The following is a 17412-nucleotide window of genomic DNA, read 5'->3' as shown; positions in this document are numbered from 1 at the left end:
TGCCGTGACCAAGCCGTTCCCGGCGCCGGTCGTTTCCGTCGTGGGAGTCGCGGAGTCCCTGGCCGGTCCCACCGCCGACGAACCGGGGGCGGACGTAGGGGCCGTAGAGCAGGACGTCATCGCCGCGATCAACAGCACCACGAAGGCAAGGCATCGGGGAGGCATCGCTCCAAAGCTGGCTGAAACGCCCATGTCATTGCCTCCGGTTGAAAAGTCGTTGCCAGCTTAGCTGGACGACACAGCATTCGGCCCCACCGACACTTGCCGCTCTCCAGCGGGGCCAAAATGCTCATGGGACTCGAAGCGGCCGGCGGGTTTGTGCTGCCGGCGCTGGTGATCGCCCGCGCCGTCGCCCTCCTCAGCTAGTGCCCGTGCCGCGACCCACCGGTCAGCGCAAGCCTGGCGCCATAGGTGATTCACCACTTTCATCGGACTTAATTGCTCCGCCTTCGCGCGCATAAGGCAAGATACGTTCATGGGTTCCGCTAGCTTCGAAGACGTTCTTGACAGGCTGTATTTTTCGGCCACCGACCAGCATGACAAAGGGACCAAGTTCGAACGTCTCATGAAGCGGTACCTGGAGTTGGAGCCCAAGTATGCTGACCAGTTCTCCGATGTCTGGCTGTGGAACGACTGGCCGGAGCGGGACGGGCACGTCGATACGGGCATCGACCTGGTCGCCCGGGACCGCTACACCGGCGAGCTGACCGGGATCCAGTGCAAGTTCTACGACCCCGCCAGGACGCTGGACAAGAAGCAGATCGACTCGTTCTTCACCGCCGTCGGTAAGACGGACTTCTCTTACGGGATGGTGGTCTCCACCACCGACAAATGGTCCAAGCATGCCGAGGAAGCGCTGGAGGGACAGTCGAAGCCGATGACCCGGCTGCGGTTCGCGGACCTGGCAGACTCCACGATCGACTGGTCAGAGTTCAGCGTTGACGCACCGGAGCAGATGCGCCAGTTCGGGCAGAAGGAGCCCCGCAAGTATCAGCGCCAGGCCATTGATGATGTCGCCGGCGGTTTCGAAGTCAGCGACCGTGGCCGGCTGATCATGGCGTGCGGCACCGGAAAGACGTACACGTCCCTGAAGATTGTCGAGGAGCTCGTGCCCGTTGGCGGCTCGGTCTTGTTCCTGGTGCCATCCATCGCCCTGCTGCAGCAGACCCTGAATGAATGGACCGCTCAGGCGACCGTCCCTTTGCGGCCCCTTGCCGTTTGCTCGGACACCAAGGTAGGACGGCGCGAGCATGAGGATGTAAGCGTCCACGATCTTGCGTTCCCGGCCACCACAGATCCGGTCAAGCTCCTGAACCGGGCCAGGATCAGCACCGGCCAGGAAGCCATCACGGTGGTGTTCTCCACGTACCAGTCGATTGACGTGATCGCCCAGGCCCAAAAGGACGGCCTCCCGGAATTCGACCTGATCGTCTGCGACGAGGCCCACCGCACCACGGGTATCACCGAAGCCAGCCACGACGATTCTGCTTTCGTCCGGGTTCACGACAACACCTACATCGAGTCCGGCAAACGGCTCTACATGACGGCTACTCCGCGGATCTACGTTCAGGAGTCCAGGGCCAAAGCCGCCCAGGACGACGTCACGGTCTATTCCATGGATGACGTGGCCGTCTACGGGCCGGAATTCCATCACCTCGGGTTCGGCAAGGCCGTGGAGATGGGCCACCTCGCCGACTACAAGGTCCTCGTCCTCGCCGTCAACGAAGAAGCGGTCAGCCAGTCCTTCCAGGGCCTGTTCGAGGAGAACGGTGATCTGAACCTGGACGACGCCGCACGGATCGTCGGCTGCTGGAACGGACTATCCAAACGCGGGGTCAACGGAGAGCGGCTGGAGATCACCGACAGCTCCCCGATGCGCCGGGCCGTTGCCTTCGCCCGGAACATCAAGGAATCCAAGAAGCTCGCCGCCGACTTCGAGCTCGTCGGCCGGCAGCTGCTCGTCAACCAAGGCGAGTCGGAGGTGCCGGCGCTGAAGCTGGAAGCGGACCACGTTGATGGCACCTTCAACGTCCTGGAACGTTCCGCGAAACTGGACTGGCTCAAGGCCGAGGACGCCGGTGAAGACAACTGCCGGATCCTCTCCAACGCCCGCTGCCTCTCCGAAGGTGTGGATGTGCCGTCCCTGGACGCCGTCCTGTTCCTGAACCCGCGCAACTCCCAGGTCGACGTTGTCCAGTCCGTGGGCCGGGTAATGCGCAAAGCCGAAGGCAAAGAGTACGGCTACATCATTCTGCCGATCGCCGTGCCGGCCAGCCAGGACCCGGAGACGGCCCTGAACGACAACAAGAAGTACAAGGTCGTCTGGGATGTCCTGCAGGCGCTCCGGGCGCACGATGACCGCTTCGACGCGATGATCAACAAGCTCGAGCTGAACCGGAACGTCAACGACAAGATCGACGTCATCACAGTCTCGGACCCGTTTGGTGACGACCTTGTCGGACCGGGCGATAGCCAGAAGACTGCCGGCACTGAGGCCCTGTTTCACATGGCCGGTGCTGACCAATGGCGGAATGCTATCTTCGCCCGGATGGTCAAGAAGGTCGGGGACCGCCGCTACTGGGAATCCTGGGCCAAGGACGTCAAAGAAATCGCCGACCGGCACGTGCTGCGGATCCGGACCATCCTGGACGGCGAGGACGTCCGGCCCCGGGAAGAGTTCACGGTCTTCCTGCAGGGCTTGCGCGGGAACCTGAACGACTCCATCACCGAGTCCGACGCCATCGACATGCTCTCCCAGCACCTGATCACCAAACCCGTGTTCGAGGCACTGTTCGAGGGCTACTCTTTCGCGGCCAACAACCCGGTCTCTCAGGTCATGGACTCAATGGTCGACATCCTGGAGAAGTACAATCTGGACTCCGAGGTCGCCAGCCTCGAATCCTTCTACCGCTCAGTCCGGGTCCGGGCCGAAGGCATCACGAACGCCGAAGGCAAGCAGAAGATCGTAACCGAGCTGTACGAGAAGTTCTTCAAACTCGCCTTCCCTCGGACTGCTGAGTCTCTGGGCATCGTCTACACACCGGTGGAGGTCGTCGACTTCATCATCCGCGCCGTCGACGACGTGTTGGCCAAAGACTTCGGCGCCTCCATTAGCGACGAGGGCGTGCACGTCCTAGACCCGTTCACGGGCACTGGCACGTTCATCGTGCGGCTGCTTCAGTCGGGCCGGATCAAGCCGGCGGACCTGTTGAGGAAGTACACGCAGGAGCTGCACGCCAACGAGCTCCTGCTGATGGCCTACTACATTGCCGCGATCAACATCGAAGCGACCCTGCACGGGCTCCTCGAAGAGGAGGCTGCAGCCGCCGGCCAGGACGCCGGCGAGGTGCCGTATCTGCCGTTCGACGGGATCGTCCTGACGGACACGTTCCAGATGACCGAAGACGGCGACACCCTGGACGACTTCGTCTTCACCTCCAACAACGCCCGCGTCGTGGCCCAAAACGCCCTCGACATCCGGGTCATCATCGGAAACCCGCCCTACTCGGTCGGCCAAACCAGCGAAAACGACGACAACGCTAACTTCAAGTACACAACGCTCGACGAGTCCATTCGCTCCAGCTACGTCCGCCGCTCCTCCGGAGCGAGCCCAAGGTCTCTTTACGACTCCTACGTCCGCTCCATCAGATGGGCCTCTGACCGGATCCTCAAGTCAGAACACGGGGGCGTGGTTTGCTTCGTCTCAAACGGTGGCTACATCGACTCGAACTCGGCTGATGGGCTACGCAAAGCGCTTCTCGACGAGTTCCACGAAATCTATGTTTACAACTTGCGAGGTAACCAACGCACCGCTGGCGAGGAGAGCCGCAAAGAGGGTGGCAAAATATTCGACTCCGGAAGCCGGGCAACCGTCGCCGTACTAATGCTCGTTAAGCGGCCTGGCGCAGTTACGGAGAGTCGGCTCCACTATAGGGACATCGGGGACTTCCTGGACCGGAATGAAAAGCTTGCCATCGTGAACGAGTCCGAAATCCACAACATCCCATGGACGCAGATCATCCCAAACTCTAACGGAGACTGGATCAACCAGCGGACTGATCAGTTCGAAGAATTCGCGGCGTTGGCGCGAACCGCCCGCGGCAACCAAAACGGGACCACCATTTTCGAACAGACCTCGCTAGGGCTGACTACCAACAGGGATGTTTGGATCTACGGATCGGACCAGAAACATCTGACCGGGAACATCGAAGCCATGGCCAGCAGTTTCAACGAACTGGTGGCCAACGGAGTCACGGATCACGCACAGCTCAACTCAGCGACGATCAGCTGGAGCGTGAACCTCAAGAAACGTCTGGCGAACGGACTTCTCCTTGACCTCCGAACCCCGGACGTTCGAATCGCCACCTACCGCCCATTCAACAAGCAGTGGGCACTCCTTGAGCGGAACATCATCGAGCGCCCCAGGAGTATCCCGGAGCTTTTCCCCAGCCCGTCCGCGAAAAATCTCGGCTTCTACATCACGTCGCCAGCCTCTCACTACCCGACGTTTGAGGCCATCATGGTCGACGGAATTCCTGATCTGCACTTGCTGGATACTGGACAATTCTTCCCTCGGTACAGATATGTGGCGCCGCCCGCTGGAACATTGTTCGAAACGCTTGACGTGAATGCCGAAGGACTGCAGCGGGTCGATAACATAACAGACACCGCACTGGCCGACTACCGCTCCGCTTACGGTCCTGACGTCAGCAAGGACGACATCTTCCACTATGTCTACGGGCTCCTCCACTCCCCCGAGTACCGGACACGGTTCGCCGCGGACCTGAAAAAGATGCTGCCGCGTATCCCCGAAGTTCCCGGTGCCGACAGGTTCCGTGCCTTCGTCGAGGCGGGGAAGGCACTCTCTGACCTTCATATTGGCTACGAGGCGCTGGAGCCCTATCCGCTCACAGAGGTGAGCACTGGACTGGCCGTCGAGCAGGACGATTATGCCCGCTACGCGGTAAAGAAGATGAAGTACGCCGGTAAGGCCGGGGCCTGGGACAAGACCCGCATCATCTACAACGGCCAAATCACCCTGGAAGGCGTCCCTGCCGACGCCCAGCGGTACATGCTCGGGTCCCGCTCCGCGCTGGACTGGATCATCGAGCGATACCAGGTCAAGACCGATAAGGCCTCCGGGATCGTCAACGACCCGAATGACTGGTCGCGTGAACACGCTCAGCCCCGCTACATCCTCGACCTCATCGGCAGGATAGTGACGCTGAGCCTAGAAACCAACCGCATCGTGGATGCCCTGCCGGAGCTCGGACTCGACTAGCTCAGCTCAGCTCCTGAATGGGGCTCCCGCTCCCTCGACCAAGCGCTCCTGTCCGAGGCGATCCTGACGGCCCGGAGCATCACCGGCCGCCGGGACAGGGGACACTGCCCTCTCGAAGCCGCTGAGCCTCCTGCGTCAGGGATGCGGGAGCGCCGTTACGTGTCTGGTGCCAGCTGCCGGCGTTTTAACTCGGCCGCGATGAACATCGACCGGAACCCATTCATCTCCCCGCCGCCGATGCGGTTGAGGAGGTAGTCCGGCGGGATGGTGTCCACGAGCCGTTCTTCCAGCCGGAAGCCACGGGTCGTTCGCGCGGCGAAAATGCGGGTTGTGTCCAGGGCCCGGAAAGCGTCGATCGAGAGGACTGACTCGTGCTTGTGCCCCCACAGGAGACGGTCGAACTGCTTCGTGCCGGACCAATGCGATTTGATGCGCGCCCGGATGTCTGAGGTCTGGCCGACATACGCCTGCCGGTAGCCGTCCAGCACCATGACGTAGACGCCCTCTTTGCCGTCCAGGGTTGTCAGGTCCAGGACGGGGCGCATCGATTTGTTCTTCTCCAGGACTTCGTTCAGCGCGGTGTTGAAGGACTCCTGAGGGAGTTGGGCGAAGAAGGCCATGTTCAGGTCGAAATTCTCCAGGGCGGCCTCACGCTGAAGTATGCAGAATTCATCCGAGAGCACCGTATGGTCCGCGTCCTCGTATGCCCAGTCCTGGGCTTCCCAGAATTCCGCGGACACCTGTTCCCTGTAGATCCTGCCCGTGGGCTTCTTGTTGACGACGGCGTACAGCTCACGGGTCAGACGGTGGCCGTACTTCCCTGCCTGGATCCGTTCGCCGAGGTGATCGACAGGCGGCACAGGCTTTGGATTCGGTTTCCTGATGGGTTGGAGACTGGCCCACTCAGCCGGAGACAATTCCCTCGCATACATACCCGGAGTCTAGGCGTCTTGGGCGTCTCCCGGCAGCGGCTGGCCACGCTCTGCTCAGCGGTCACTGACACGGCTTGCGGTTGCGCAGCTGGGGTCGGCCTTGCCCAGGCAAAGGCGTCCATGACGTACTCCTTAGACGATATGAAGTGAGGGACGTTCAGTCTCCTGCCCGTCCGGAGCGGCCCATTGTCGCCGGGCAGCCGCGCAGCGCCAGCCTGATATGACGCGTATCCATCGTGTCAATGTGGCGCTGCGGGGCCTATGGCCCCGGCGGAATCGGCCTTTGTCCGGGCGGGCAGGAAAGGTCCAAGACGATGTTGTGAAGGCCGGGGCCTTCTGTTTCACAGGGTCCGTGGGTTGCCACTGACCAACCTCCTGGTCTATCGGCCTTGGGAGAGATGCAATGGTAGTGCCACATGTGAGTTTTGGGAGGTCCCGGCTATGTTTGAGCATACTTTCATCGGGCTCGATGTTCACGCGGTTTCCGTTGTTGGCTGCGCGCTGAGCCCGGATACCGGAGAGCTGGTGCAGGCGAAAATGGACTCCCACCCGGCGGTGGTGCTGGAGTGGATCCGCCGCTGCGAACCTCCGGTGAAGGTGGTGTATGAATCCGGCCCCACCGGATACGTTTTGGCCCGGTACCTGGGCGAGGCCGGCATCGATTGCGTGGTCGCGGCGTCCTCGAAGTTGCTTCGCGCCCCGGGCGACAAGGTCAAAACCGATAGGCGCGATGCCCGCCTGCTCGCTGAAATGCTCGCCCTTGGCCAGGTCACGCATGTGCGGGTCCCGACGCGGGATCAGGAAGACCTCCGGGACCTGTCCCGGCTGCGGGCCACGGCGGCGAAGGACCTCGCCCATGCCCGCCAGCACGTGAACGCGATCCTGCTCCGGCACGGCATCAGGTATCCGGAGCAAAGCAAGTGGACGAAGGAACATGTGCTGTGGCTGCACCGGCAGCATTTTGACTCCCCGGTGTTGCAGTTCACCTACGAAGCCGATGTGGAGCAGGCCGAACTGCTCGCAGCGCACCTGAAACGCATTGACCAGCGCGTCGCGGCGGCCGCCAGAGACTGCCAGTACGCCCCGGTGATCGACGCGTTGATGTGCCTGCGCGGCATCCAGACGACGACCGGGTTCGGACTCGCCGTGGAAATCGGGGACTGGACCCGCTTCACCGGATCGAGCATCGGTTCCTACCTGGGGCTGGTGCCCAGCGAGCAATCCTCGGGCCAATCCCGCCACCAGGGCCCGATCACGAAAGCCGGCAGCAAATACGCCCGGAAACTCCTCATCGAGGCGGCCTGGCAGCACAAACGCCCCTACTCCCGGCCCGGGCTGCGCCTGGTGCGCCAGCTGGACCTGGTCGGCCCGGCCACCCGGATCCGGGCCCTGGAAGGCAACCACCGGCTCCACCATAAATGGGAAGTGTTCGACGCCCGGAAGAAAAGGTCAGTCACGGCCAACACCGCGATCGCCAGGGAACTGGCCGGCTGGTGCTGGTCCCTGGCCGCGCCGCTGCAGCAAGGGGAAAGCATGCACGCGGCCTGACAAACGTGCCTTCCGGGTGGTTGGCGGGGCGTGACGTGGCAGCATTTTGGGGTTAACTCTAGAGGCCGACTATGAGCAAACGGGCCACACCGTCGACGCTCGAATTTAGACAGCGATACGCCCCAGTCGAACAATCGTCATGCGGTAACCAACCCGCGAATATCAGTCCGACACTGCAGTCGAAAAACAAGACTCGCCAGCACGCCCCCCAACACCCGGACGGCACCCAACGCAGAGTGGCCCCCAACATCCAAGCCGGGAGCCACTCACCACTGGCCTCTTGACAACCTCTTCTACATATCAGTCGGCTACTGGCACAAGCATGCGTAGGCCGGTTGGGGTCGTCATTGGCACCCGGGGCTGCGACCGACGTATTCATTGCCTCTGCGCCAGCCGGGCTCGGTTAGGCTTTCATTGCCGGGGACGCCGGTATCGCTTAAACGACGGAGATTACATGCTCGCCAATGCCTGGGACTTTGAGAGCATCCAGCACGGACCCGGACCCGCCTCCCGAAAGGGTGAGGAACTCGTCCTCGTCTGGAGGCTGGATCACGAGCAAATCTCCGACCATTACGGCCCAGAGACACCTGCGGCGGATCTGTTCCAAAATTGGCTCGCCGCAGTCGGCGACGAGGAAGACCTGGAGATCCACTGGTCGCTTTCGATGGGCGAGGGCGTCCCTTTCTTGGACCGCGACGAGGACTTTTTGACCTTCTACCGCTGGCCAACCCACTCTGACTCCGGCGAACGCCTGAACTGGCTCCGCCTGCCAGTCGAAGACAAAGCATGGAACGCTGAACGCACCCAAACTGGCGGATTCATCCAGGAAGTCACCGGCTGGAAGCCCTCGGCGTTTCAACGCACCGTTCAACTGCCGACCCTGCTGCGCGCCAGCGGCTGGAGCCAGTAGCGCGGGAAACCCGGGGGCCGCTCCCCGACCTTGTCAGTCCCTTGCGGGGAGCGGCTTGCTGTCCGCGTACTGGGAACGGCCCCGGCCCAGGACGATCCGTGACTCATCCGCCTCGGGCTGCTCGGCACCGTACTGCTTCAGGTAGCGGTACAGGGTGGACCGGGACCAGCCGACCGTCTCGGCCGCCCGATCCGCCGTCTTCCCCTCGGACAGGAGTCGGCGGGCGACGCCGAGCTTGTCTTCCACCGTGTCCTGCTTGACGGGCTTCTGGCCGAAGCGGACCCCGCGCGCCTTGGCCGCCATGACACCGGCCCGCACCCGCTCGTTGATCAGCTCCCGTTCGTACTCCGCCAGGGTGGCGAACAGGGCCAACTGCATCCGACCTGCAGCATTACTCGGGTCAATCCCGTCCACCAGGGAACGCAATGCGATCCCCCGTTTCTGCATGTGATCAACCGTGTTCAGAACGTCAATGAGGGACCGGCCCAGCCTGTCGATCCTGTAGACCAGGACAGTGTCCCCGTCCCTGGCATAGCCCAGCAGCTTCGAGAGAGCCGGCCGATCCCTGGCAGCCTTCGCCCCCGAGAGCTGATCAAAGTAGATGTGCTCTTCCGGAACACCCGCCTCGATGAGCGCTTCGAACTGCATCTTGCCGTGCTGATCGGTTGTCGATGTCCTGACGTATCCCAATACGAGTCCCATGCGCACATGCTAGTTCGGGGGTGTGTCATTATGCCTCGAGGGTTTGTGAGACAGCACAAGTGAGACCGACTTGGTGGGACACTTTTGGCCCGAAAACAGCGCAATTCCGGGGTTCTTGGGTACGTGTTACCAAACTAGAGTTCGTGAGACGGTCGGAGGCTGTTTCCTCGAGTCCGCGGCGCCCAGGCCGTGTCGCACTCCGTAAGTACCGCCCTCCCAGTGGGCCACAGAGATAATCAATGCGACGCAGGAGAGCATTCCGGCCGCCGGCTATGCTGGTTCGGCCCGCCGCTCCTGCCATGTCGTGACCGCGGAGCCAGACGAGCAGGGGGACACCTGATGGACCATGAGAAGCCGAAATGCATTGACACGACCTTTAACGTCAACTCGGATGCCCAAGGGAAAGACCCTGACAAGTACAGCCCGACTCTGAAGGACTATCACCGGAAGCTGTGGAGCAAGGATCTCCCCTGCGGAGAAGGGCGCTTCGATCTGACACCGGAATCCAGGGCATACCTTGTGCACAGGTCCTCGAATGGCGTCTTTTTCATGGCCAGTGACGCCATCACCACCAGGCTGAAGAAGCGGGCACGGCGCATCATCCGGAACATTCCGCCAGAGGACCTGCCAGCGTGGCCCGGCTACACGGTCGGAAGCTCCATCGTGTTCCCGGGCAACAGAGTCGGCGGGAAGATGACCATCAACGGTGCCCGCGGACTTAACGGCAAGATCGCTGACCGTTTCGACCTGACCCTGGAATGCATCAAGCGCTACTACGAGGGCCGCCAGGAGTGGAGTCCCCTCGAAGAGGTCCTGGACAGATACGACAAATTCTTCGCCCTGTTCTGCGATTTCAAAGGGTACGTCGACTTTTTCCTGCTGCAGGACCTCTTGAAGGATGACGGGACGATCGACTACTTCCACGACTTCGATGACTTCAAAACCCCGGCTGTACCCCAGGACGAGACTGAATACCTGAAGTACCTGGCCAACAGCAACAGTTTTATCAGCGCCCGCAACGCCAGGATCGCCGCAGAACCGTGCAGGGCTCCCAGCTGAAAAGCCGTACGCGCTGAGGTTGCGGCCTCCTTACCCGGCAGCCGGGTGAGGCGAGCTGATTTGGCAAGGTCGCCTCTGGTGCACATGAAGGGCTGCCCGCGTAATTTGCCGCTACAGCTAGAGCCAGGCGGTGATGGGAAAGGCCGGCGAGAATGCCTCGGCTTGGCCGGCCGTCTCCCAGATGAACGGTCCAAAGGCCTCCCAGTTGTCGAGCCATTCCCGGGCGAACAGGGAGCCGTTCGCGTCAATGGCATGGAACGGGAAATCCATCTGGTCCACCTCGGCCTGACTTGAGATGACCGCCCCGCCGCCGGTGATCAGGGCGGGCAGGCCCGGACCGGCAATGATGTAGGCCGGAAGGATCACACTCTCTTCGGGCGGGTAGGTCCCCGCCAGTCCTACGTCATGGAAACCTCCCTGCCCATCGGCGACAGCGAAGCAGTCGTCAGCGCCGACGGTGATGGTGCCTTTGGGAAGGCTGTCCCTGGCCTCTGCTGTCAGTACGCAACGCTCTTCCGGCAGTCCGGGTGCAAGCTCCTCGTGGCCAGGCAGGTAAACGTTGAGGGTGGGTACGTGGATCTTGGTCATGGGCTACATGTGTGCGGTAGTCACCGCGGGACTCCCCGCCCCGAGCCCTGTGCATTCTACGGGCACTGGGCCACCAGAACAGATTGACAGTCGGTAGCGCTCCCCACTATCCAGGAATGCTGAAGATGCTCTTCGGATCGTCGGCGCCCAGCAGGTCGTGGTGGAACACGATGGCGTCCACGGGCCGGGTGTCCACGAACAGGACCGCCACCGTCCGGGAGTGGACCACGGTGTAGCGGGTCAGGTCTTCCACCCAGGAATGGATCCCGGTGTACTCCTGAACCTCCAGCCCGTCACCGAGCAGGCCCCGCTCCTCGAGCAGGTCATAGACAACATTCCAGACGAAATCCATCAGTTCATGGATCGCCGCCTCAACCGTTGGAGCCGTCATAAATCCATGGTGCTCCCGGGCACTGACAGTCTTGTGGAGCCGGTTGGCGTGTCCTTGATGTGGCTACGCCGAAAGGTCAGAGGGGCGCCACCCCTACCGGCGGCTGCCAACTTCTTGATGCCAGTACCTGGCGCTCTCGCTCCCGATACGGAGTATTGCATCGGGCTGCCATGGTGCGGGCCAGAGTTGAAGGAGGTATTCATCGACCGTGCCCTCGGCGAACTCCCCGAGGTGCCCTTCATCCCGGCCCTTGGCACTGACACGCAGCCGGTAGGAACCGGGCGGAATGTCTATGGGCCCGGTGTTCTCGCCCGCCCAGGTACTCCAGACCATCTCGTGTCCTTCCGGGAGCGTGATGGATACCTCGACGACGTCCTTCCACTGCCCGTCATCGCTTCCCGGCTCGGCATCCAGCAGAGCCATGCGAACGGGCGAGCCGCCCGAGCGCCTGGCAAGGTTGACGTGCACCCCCTGCGGATGGGCAGCGCCCACCAAGCCGTTGACCTGGCCCTGGTATGAGCGGTCAAAGTCCCCGTCAAAGAAGCCGTCCTCGCCCCACGAAAGGTCCAATTGCCCGTAATCGGTCTGGATAACCTGGTCCAGCAGCGCCCGTTCCACAGCCTCAGCGTAGCCCCCGTCAACCACCGGTCAACGAAAGTCGGCGTTCCCATTTCGGCACTTTGCCGGTGAGCTTCTTGGAGGTCAGGTGCCAGCTGTGGCAGTGCTGGCAGGGGTAGGCGCGGACCGGCTGCTTGCCGGGCTTTCCCACTGGAGCAAATCGCTTCCAGGGCACGCAGGGCCAGGTGCTGGGTGGCGTACGGGTTTTTCTAACAGGCCATCGCGGGGTCCTTCGTTCGGTTGACCGAACGGTTCACACCTGCCTACAGTCGCCATCTTCATAGCGGTCTTGCTGGACTGATCATGCCATATGCTGCAGAGCGTTTGCAGGAGCTACTCGGGCTCAGATTCTCCCTCATCCTTGAGCTCGCCGGTGGCGATGCGTTCTGCCGTTTGCCGGTAAGCCTCAGCGATGAAGTCTTCGATGTCGTTGGCCCCGATGCGCCACAGGCCCCGGCCGCCGACCTGGATTCCGCGAAGCTCCCCTGTCCTGAGCAGGGCCCGGATCTGGTTATGGTTCACATTGAGCTCTTCGGCCGCCTGCGCAATGGTCAGGAAACGCAGCTTCTTGGGTTCGTCGATCACCGGATCATCCTATGTGTTTGGGTTGGGCGGCCCGTGGCCTCAGATTTAGAAGCTCAATGACCAAAAGGGAGTTGATACTTGTGAGGCCAACCCCGTCCCGGTCGGGTCTTGAGTATTACAGTTGATGCATGGCTGCCAGCCGCCATCCGCTCGACGACCTGCGGGAAACCATCGGCCATCTGACCGATCAGCTCAGGCTGCACGGTTCGGAGCGCGTTGACGACCTGGTCGGAGATCTCATCGGTGCGAGGCCCGGGCCGGCCCGGCCGCTGTCAGAGGTGCAGGCCGAGCTCGACGCGCTGGTCGGGCTGGAGACCGTGAAGGAACAGGTGCGGGCCCTCGTGGCACTGCTCCAGGTCCAGGCCCGCCGTAAGGCGCACGGCCTGCCGGAGGTGGCCACATCACAGCATCTGGTGTTCCTCGGAAACCCGGGCACGGGCAAGACCACCGTGGCGCGGCTCCTGGCCGAGATGTACCGCGCGGTCGGACTGCTGCAGAAAGGCCACCTGGTCGAGGTCGACCGTTCGGGCCTGGTGGGGCAGTACGTCGGCGCGACCGCCATCAAGACGGACCGGGTGATCCGGCGTGCGCTGGACGGCGTCCTGTTCATCGACGAGGCCTACGCGCTGGCCCCGGAGGACGGCCGGATGGACTTCGGCCCCGAGGCCATCGAGGTCCTGCTCAAGCGGATGGAGGACCACCGCCACCGCCTGGTCGTGATCGTGGCCGGGTACCCGCGGCTGATGGAGTCCTTCTTGCTCTCGAACCCCGGACTGCGCTCCCGGTTCGCCCGCGAGATCACGTTCCCCGACTACTCCGTCGACGCACTCCAGACGATCTTCCACCAGATGCTGGCCCAGCACGAGTACACGCTGGAGCCGGGTGCCAACCAGATGCTGCGCCGCATCCTGGCCGGGCTCCACGCGGGCGAGGACTCTGGCAACGCACGGTTCGCCCGCACGCTGTTCGAGCAGGCGCTCAACCGCCAGGCGCTGCGGCTGTCGCTCGACGAGGAACAAAGTCTCGACGCGCTCGATCGTGAGGCCGTCATGACGCTCACCGCGGACGACATCGTCGAGGCCGCGCTGGCCTTGGGCGAGGAGCCGGAGCCGACGCCGGAACCGGAGCGGCCACGCTGGTGGCGCTGGCTGGTCTGACCGGATCCGCGGCGGCTGTCAGGCGAATGCACGTACCGCCCCCGAGCGGGAAAAGCACAACTATCCCACTGTGGTGCAACCGGAGGACGGAGTTCTAGCCTCTTTGCCGGCGACCACGCACCCGGATCACTTCGGCGACCCCGGCGAGGGACAGCGGGAACGCGACGACGGCGGCCAGGTGGCGCAGCAGGTTGTAGGGGTCCTCCAGTGCCGCCCAGCCGACGAGAAGCCCTGGCAGTCCAACGCATACGGTCACCCAGACTGGGTTGCCACGAAGGTGTGACCACGCGGCGGCCGCGAGGGACAGCGCACAGCCGGCGAAGATGTAGCGGCTACCGATCCAGGTCTCTTCCTGATCGGCCGGATTCGGCAGCCAGATATGCCATTCGGCGCGCCCGATCCCGTAGCCGATCAGGACCATCGAGGTGAGGACGAGCAGGATCCACGCAATGGTCCCGGTCCACCGGCGACTACCTTCAGACATGGCCTTCACCCCTCACCTGAGTTTAGAGGGGCCCGTAGCCGACGTTGCCGTACGGGTCACGCCAGGTGGCCAGGTGCTGTTCGGAATTCGCACCAGAGCGGGTAGTGGTCAGAGATCCGCCAGGACACATCGCTGCGGCTGAGGCCCGGGTAGGCGTGCGGGATGAAGTCGAAGGATCCGGCCCGTTGCGCGTAGGTGAGTCCTTAGAGCAGGGAAGTGCCGTCGGCTTTGGAGAACCAGGCGATCTGGTCGTAGAAGTGGTTGGTCTTGTCGTTGTCGAAGATGGTCCTGGGGACCTTGTCCAATTCCGTCGGCGGCCACAAACCTGTGGCGATGAACGCCTCGTAAAGGGGGTCGCCGACCCGGTCCAGGCTGAAGTCCCCGAGCACCATGAGATTCGAGTTCCAGTCATTGGGCCGGACCGCCCAGGCCCGCATCCATTCGGCGAACGCGGTGATCTCCGGCAGGCGCTCGGCGGGGCTCTTGCCCCAGAGCACGTGCACGGATGCGAGGGTGAATTCCACACCGGCCCTCATGAAGCTGGCCGTGTACGGGGTGCGGGCGAACTGGCGGGCCGGGTTATCCCCGATGGGTGGCAGCACGATCTCACCGACCAGGCCTGAGGGCTGTACCCGGTCGGTGTCATAGACGTAGGCGAGCCGTTCGCCGTTGCCGGCGGAGCCTTCGGTCACGTCCGAGATGATGACCTGCCATTGCGGGCCGAGGGTGGCCAGCAGGTGTTTGAGGGCTTTGGGGTTGCGGCGGGATTCCTGGACGGCGACGACGTCGAACCGGGAGATGACCGCCGCCAGGCAGGCGATAGCGTGCCAGTCCCGCTTCGGTGAGTCTTTGGGCCCGGCCACCCATTTGGCGGTCAGGTCGCCAAGCGCCCCTGATGAATTAGCAGGCAGCCCACGCCGCAAGACCTCACTTCACCAGGGCCGGGCGGAAGGGCCTTGCGGCCCATGAATGACGATGTTGACGACGGTTTATGCCAGGGCCATCATAGGAAAACATGCTAATGGTCTCCTGAGAGATGGCGGTGGATCATGGCCCGGCAAAGTTTCGACAGTTTCTGGTCAGAGCAGATTCCGAAATGGGCCGGCGCGGCGGCGATACTCGGCGGGGTGCTGTGGGTTCTCGGGGCCTCCCTTCATTCGCTGCAGCCCCACGGCTGCCTTGGCCAGGAATGCGCTACGAGAGCTATGCGCACCACAACAGGCCTCGTTTCATTTTTAGTCGTTACCGCATCGGTCCTGCTGGTAGTGGGCATCGCGGGACTCATACTGATGGCACGACGGTCCCAGGGCCGCACCAAACAGGCAACTGCCGGAATGCTCCTGGTGGCAATTGGTCTCGCCACGCTCCTGGCCGTCGGAGTGATCCAGTCATTGTTCTTCAACGGCGACCTCCCCGTGATGCCATTCATTGCCATTCCAGCCATGGCTGTTGTGGCGGTGGGACTTTTGCTCATCGGGATCTTCGTCCTTCGTTCCGGCGTTCTCCCCCGGTGGCTCGCGATCTTCTTCATCGTCAGCTCAGTGGCACTTGTTTTCGCAAATGAACAGAGTGCTGCCGTCCTCCTGTACATCCCGTTCGGGTTGGCCATGGTGGTCGCGGGATACCTCATGTGGTCTGGAGGAACCCAACGCTCAGCCGCACCAGCTGCCAGAGACGTTAAGGCGTAATACGATCTGGTTCAGGTTCGCGCTCTGCCGCATCGAGACCGGAAAGAATTTTGGCGAAAGATGCCGTGCGTTAGGACCATCCTCTCGTCATCCAGCTGGGGTGAACTTGGGCCCCTAATGTGTGCGGCGTCGGCCCTCCGTCTCCCCGCCCACTATCAGGAGGGGGCGTTCATCTGCGGAGCAGCTGGCCTTTCTGCGCCTCAAACTCGGCGTCGGTGAGGATCCCACGCTGGCGGAGGTTGTCCAGGCGGTTCAACTCATCTGCAACGGACACCGGGGCTGTCACGACAGCAGGCTGCCGGTTCGCAACGGAGCGCAGCACGGCACCGAGGGTCACGATTGCGAGGCCGAACCCGATGATGCCCCAGTAGATGCCGGTCTGCCCCGGCGCAGCGGCACTGTAGGCCTCTGACATGCTGCTCTTACGACCGGTTGACATCGCGTAAGCGATGGTGCCGACGTGGGATCGCGTGCGTCAGGCGAGGCTGCGGAAGATTCCTGACTCGAGCTGGAGATGGATGGGGAGCGCCAGCTGGATGTGCTGGGTGCCGACCGGCTCGTCGAGCAGCTCGTTGATGGAAGTCTGCCCTTCCAGTCGCCGGCCCGCTTCGGGCCAACGACCAGGTGATCGACATCCTTTCGCGGGCTGAGCGGAATCGAGCGCAGAACTCTGTAGCCGTTGCGCTCCAAGCCGGCCAGGATACCGGCGGTGCGCTGCTCCCCTGCCACCCCGGCCCGGTAGGAGGGCTCGTCCTGGTTCTCGATGAGCTATCCGGGACGGTTAGCGGAAAGGTCGGTCCAGGGAAGGGCGTAAACAGGTTCCTGCTTGCTCTTCCCAAGTGCGTCACCGAACTGTGCGACCTGGATGAAGCGCCGGGCGGCGGTTACCGGGGACAGGCCGGCCAGAGCGCGCTGCAGCAAATCAGCTGTCGCAGCAACTTCGGGGACGCCATCGAGGGTGGCCAGATCGAGGTAGCCGACCTTTGTCCCGCCCGCCAGGTTGATGTACAGCCCGCGGACGTCCTTCGTCTTCCACGGGTTGTAGACGAACTTCGGAGCCGGCGGTTCCGCAAGAGCGATCGCCACCTGTCCCGTTTGGTTCTGACTGGTTCCCGAATCCATCCACGCGAACTTGTCCACTGCGTCCCCTTTATTGGTCTCCACCAGGAAACATGCGCAGACACAGGGTCGGCGGCTGTTCAGCTGTTCAGCGGTTCCTCGCAGTCGGTGCATTCCTTCCGCCGGACGGAACGGCCAACCCTGTCCAAGCGCCAGAAGTAGACATCGTCACCCTCCCGGGCATAGTCCATCAGGGCCTTCATGCCGGGGCCTTCTTTCGCCTCCCGGGAGCCGGACAACTCGTCGGTGAAGATTCGTTTGGGATCGACGCCAGCCGAGATGAGGGCCTCGACCTGCATGGAGGCGTCTTGGTCGGTGGTGGAGATGCGGGCGTATCCGAGTTTCATCGT

General features: G+C 62.7%; 19 protein-coding genes. 7 read left to right on the top strand and 12 right to left on the bottom strand.

The genetic code is table 11. The features are described 5' to 3' along the window. Nucleotides 1-4: 4 nt before the first annotated feature. The gene (locus tag ACX80V_RS07900; protein ID WP_485842669.1) at nucleotides 5-229 is read left to right on the top strand and encodes a hypothetical protein; all 225 of its coding nucleotides are present in this window, start codon (nucleotides 5-7) and stop codon (nucleotides 227-229) included. 246 nt (nucleotides 230-475) lie between these two features. After that, nucleotides 476-5281: a DEAD/DEAH box helicase gene (locus ACX80V_RS07895; protein ID WP_485842668.1), complete on the top strand. Its 4806-nt coding sequence runs from the start codon at nucleotides 476-478 to the stop codon at nucleotides 5279-5281. 155 nt (nucleotides 5282-5436) lie between these two features. Here ACX80V_RS07895 and ACX80V_RS07890 read toward each other — a convergent pair whose 3' ends face one another. Continuing rightward, the gene (locus ACX80V_RS07890; protein ID WP_485842667.1) at nucleotides 5437-6141 is read right to left on the bottom strand and encodes a GIY-YIG nuclease family protein; all 705 of its coding nucleotides are present in this window, start codon (nucleotides 6139-6141) and stop codon (nucleotides 5437-5439) included. A 513-nt stretch (nucleotides 6142-6654) separates the two neighbouring features. Between ACX80V_RS07890 and ACX80V_RS07885 the strand changes: the two genes are divergently transcribed. After that, on the top strand, nucleotides 6655-7761 hold the full coding sequence (locus ACX80V_RS07885) for an IS110 family RNA-guided transposase (RefSeq protein ID WP_485842666.1): 1107 nt from the start codon (nucleotides 6655-6657) through the stop codon (nucleotides 7759-7761). A 454-nt stretch (nucleotides 7762-8215) separates the two neighbouring features. Beyond that, nucleotides 8216-8671 (top strand): hypothetical protein, encoded by a 456-nt coding sequence (locus ACX80V_RS07880; RefSeq protein ID WP_485842665.1) that lies wholly within the window; start codon nucleotides 8216-8218, stop codon nucleotides 8669-8671. Nucleotides 8672-8704: 33 nt separating this feature from the next. On the opposite strand, the gene ACX80V_RS07875 is transcribed toward ACX80V_RS07880, so the two are convergent. After that, nucleotides 8705-9373: a recombinase family protein gene (locus ACX80V_RS07875; RefSeq protein ID WP_485842664.1), complete on the bottom strand. Its 669-nt coding sequence runs from the start codon at nucleotides 9371-9373 to the stop codon at nucleotides 8705-8707. A 339-nt stretch (nucleotides 9374-9712) separates the two neighbouring features. Between ACX80V_RS07875 and ACX80V_RS07870 the strand changes: the two genes are divergently transcribed. Then, entirely contained in the window at nucleotides 9713-10432 is a 720-nt protein-coding gene (locus ACX80V_RS07870) for a DUF6994 family protein (RefSeq protein ID WP_485842663.1), read from the top strand. A 117-nt stretch (nucleotides 10433-10549) separates the two neighbouring features. Here the strand turns inward: ACX80V_RS07870 and ACX80V_RS07865 are convergent, their stop codons facing one another. The 4 genes from ACX80V_RS07865 to ACX80V_RS07850 all read right to left on the bottom strand — a co-directional run bounded on the left by ACX80V_RS07865 (nucleotide 10550) and on the right by ACX80V_RS07850 (nucleotide 12614). After that, nucleotides 10550-11020 (bottom strand): hypothetical protein, encoded by a 471-nt coding sequence (locus tag ACX80V_RS07865; protein ID WP_485842662.1) that lies wholly within the window; start codon nucleotides 11018-11020, stop codon nucleotides 10550-10552. 106 nt (nucleotides 11021-11126) lie between these two features. Further along, nucleotides 11127-11411: a hypothetical protein gene (locus ACX80V_RS07860; protein ID WP_485842661.1), complete on the bottom strand. Its 285-nt coding sequence runs from the start codon at nucleotides 11409-11411 to the stop codon at nucleotides 11127-11129. Between the two features lie 93 nt (nucleotides 11412-11504). Further along, nucleotides 11505-12029, bottom strand: a complete 525-nt coding sequence (locus ACX80V_RS07855) for a hypothetical protein (protein WP_485842660.1) — start codon at nucleotides 12027-12029, stop codon at nucleotides 11505-11507. A gap of 333 nt (nucleotides 12030-12362) precedes the next feature. Beyond that, entirely contained in the window at nucleotides 12363-12614 is a 252-nt protein-coding gene (locus ACX80V_RS07850) for a helix-turn-helix domain-containing protein (RefSeq protein WP_485842659.1), read from the bottom strand. A gap of 128 nt (nucleotides 12615-12742) precedes the next feature. Here ACX80V_RS07850 and ACX80V_RS07845 point away from each other — a divergent pair, with 128 nt between their 5' ends. Next, entirely contained in the window at nucleotides 12743-13771 is a 1029-nt protein-coding gene (locus tag ACX80V_RS07845; protein ID WP_485842658.1) for an AAA family ATPase, read from the top strand. Between the two features lie 94 nt (nucleotides 13772-13865). On the opposite strand, the gene ACX80V_RS07840 is transcribed toward ACX80V_RS07845, so the two are convergent. After that, on the bottom strand, nucleotides 13866-14255 hold the full coding sequence (locus ACX80V_RS07840) for a hypothetical protein (protein ID WP_485842657.1): 390 nt from the start codon (nucleotides 14253-14255) through the stop codon (nucleotides 13866-13868). 203 nt (nucleotides 14256-14458) lie between these two features. Next, nucleotides 14459-15178, bottom strand: coding sequence for an endonuclease/exonuclease/phosphatase family protein (locus ACX80V_RS07835; protein ID WP_485842656.1), 720 nt, complete (start codon nucleotides 15176-15178; stop codon nucleotides 14459-14461). Between the two features lie 282 nt (nucleotides 15179-15460). Here ACX80V_RS07835 and ACX80V_RS07830 point away from each other — a divergent pair, with 282 nt between their 5' ends. After that, entirely contained in the window at nucleotides 15461-15943 is a 483-nt protein-coding gene (locus tag ACX80V_RS07830) for a hypothetical protein (protein WP_485842655.1), read from the top strand. 169 nt (nucleotides 15944-16112) lie between these two features. Here the strand turns inward: ACX80V_RS07830 and ACX80V_RS07825 are convergent, their stop codons facing one another. The 4 genes from ACX80V_RS07825 to ACX80V_RS07810 all read right to left on the bottom strand — a co-directional run bounded on the left by ACX80V_RS07825 (nucleotide 16113) and on the right by ACX80V_RS07810 (nucleotide 17409). After that, entirely contained in the window at nucleotides 16113-16358 is a 246-nt protein-coding gene (locus ACX80V_RS07825) for an SHOCT domain-containing protein (protein WP_485842654.1), read from the bottom strand. Then, the gene (locus ACX80V_RS07820) at nucleotides 16277-16672 is read right to left on the bottom strand and encodes a nuclease-related domain-containing protein (RefSeq protein ID WP_485842653.1); all 396 of its coding nucleotides are present in this window, start codon (nucleotides 16670-16672) and stop codon (nucleotides 16277-16279) included. The genes ACX80V_RS07825 and ACX80V_RS07820 overlap by 82 nt, the downstream gene beginning before the upstream one ends. A 39-nt stretch (nucleotides 16673-16711) precedes the next feature. Then, entirely contained in the window at nucleotides 16712-17029 is a 318-nt protein-coding gene (locus ACX80V_RS07815) for a hypothetical protein (protein WP_485842652.1), read from the bottom strand. A 113-nt stretch (nucleotides 17030-17142) separates the two neighbouring features. Beyond that, nucleotides 17143-17409: a recombinase family protein gene (locus tag ACX80V_RS07810; protein WP_485842651.1), complete on the bottom strand. Its 267-nt coding sequence runs from the start codon at nucleotides 17407-17409 to the stop codon at nucleotides 17143-17145. Nucleotides 17410-17412 lie beyond the last annotated feature (3 nt).

This window comes from Pseudarthrobacter arbutini (assembly GCF_054510915.1).
The sequence above is the reverse complement of the archived record's forward strand: the minus strand, read 5'-3'. Positions and strand labels throughout refer to the sequence as shown.

Excerpts from the sequence above, each read along its gene's own strand:
- ACX80V_RS07825 (WP_485842654.1), bottom strand. The coding sequence starts at position 16,358 with ATGTCAGAGGCCTACAGTGCCGCTGCGCCGGGGCAGACCGGCATCTAC.
- ACX80V_RS07865 (WP_485842662.1), bottom strand. The coding sequence starts at position 11,020 with ATGACCAAGATCCACGTACCCACCCTCAACGTTTACCTGCCTGGCCAC.
- ACX80V_RS07885 (WP_485842666.1), top strand. The coding sequence starts at position 6,655 with ATGTTTGAGCATACTTTCATCGGGCTCGATGTTCACGCGGTTTCCGTT.
- ACX80V_RS07875 (WP_485842664.1), bottom strand. The coding sequence starts at position 9,373 with ATGGGACTCGTATTGGGATACGTCAGGACATCGACAACCGATCAGCAC.
- ACX80V_RS07830 (WP_485842655.1), top strand. The coding sequence starts at position 15,461 with ATGCGCACCACAACAGGCCTCGTTTCATTTTTAGTCGTTACCGCATCG.
- ACX80V_RS07870 (WP_485842663.1), top strand. The coding sequence starts at position 9,713 with ATGGACCATGAGAAGCCGAAATGCATTGACACGACCTTTAACGTCAAC.
- ACX80V_RS07895 (WP_485842668.1), top strand. The coding sequence starts at position 476 with ATGGGTTCCGCTAGCTTCGAAGACGTTCTTGACAGGCTGTATTTTTCG.
- ACX80V_RS07845 (WP_485842658.1), top strand. The coding sequence starts at position 12,743 with ATGGCTGCCAGCCGCCATCCGCTCGACGACCTGCGGGAAACCATCGGC.
- ACX80V_RS07860 (WP_485842661.1), bottom strand. The coding sequence starts at position 11,411 with ATGACGGCTCCAACGGTTGAGGCGGCGATCCATGAACTGATGGATTTC.
- ACX80V_RS07880 (WP_485842665.1), top strand. The coding sequence starts at position 8,216 with ATGCTCGCCAATGCCTGGGACTTTGAGAGCATCCAGCACGGACCCGGA.
- ACX80V_RS07810 (WP_485842651.1), bottom strand. The coding sequence starts at position 17,409 with ATGAAACTCGGATACGCCCGCATCTCCACCACCGACCAAGACGCCTCC.
- ACX80V_RS07840 (WP_485842657.1), bottom strand. The coding sequence starts at position 14,255 with ATGTCTGAAGGTAGTCGCCGGTGGACCGGGACCATTGCGTGGATCCTG.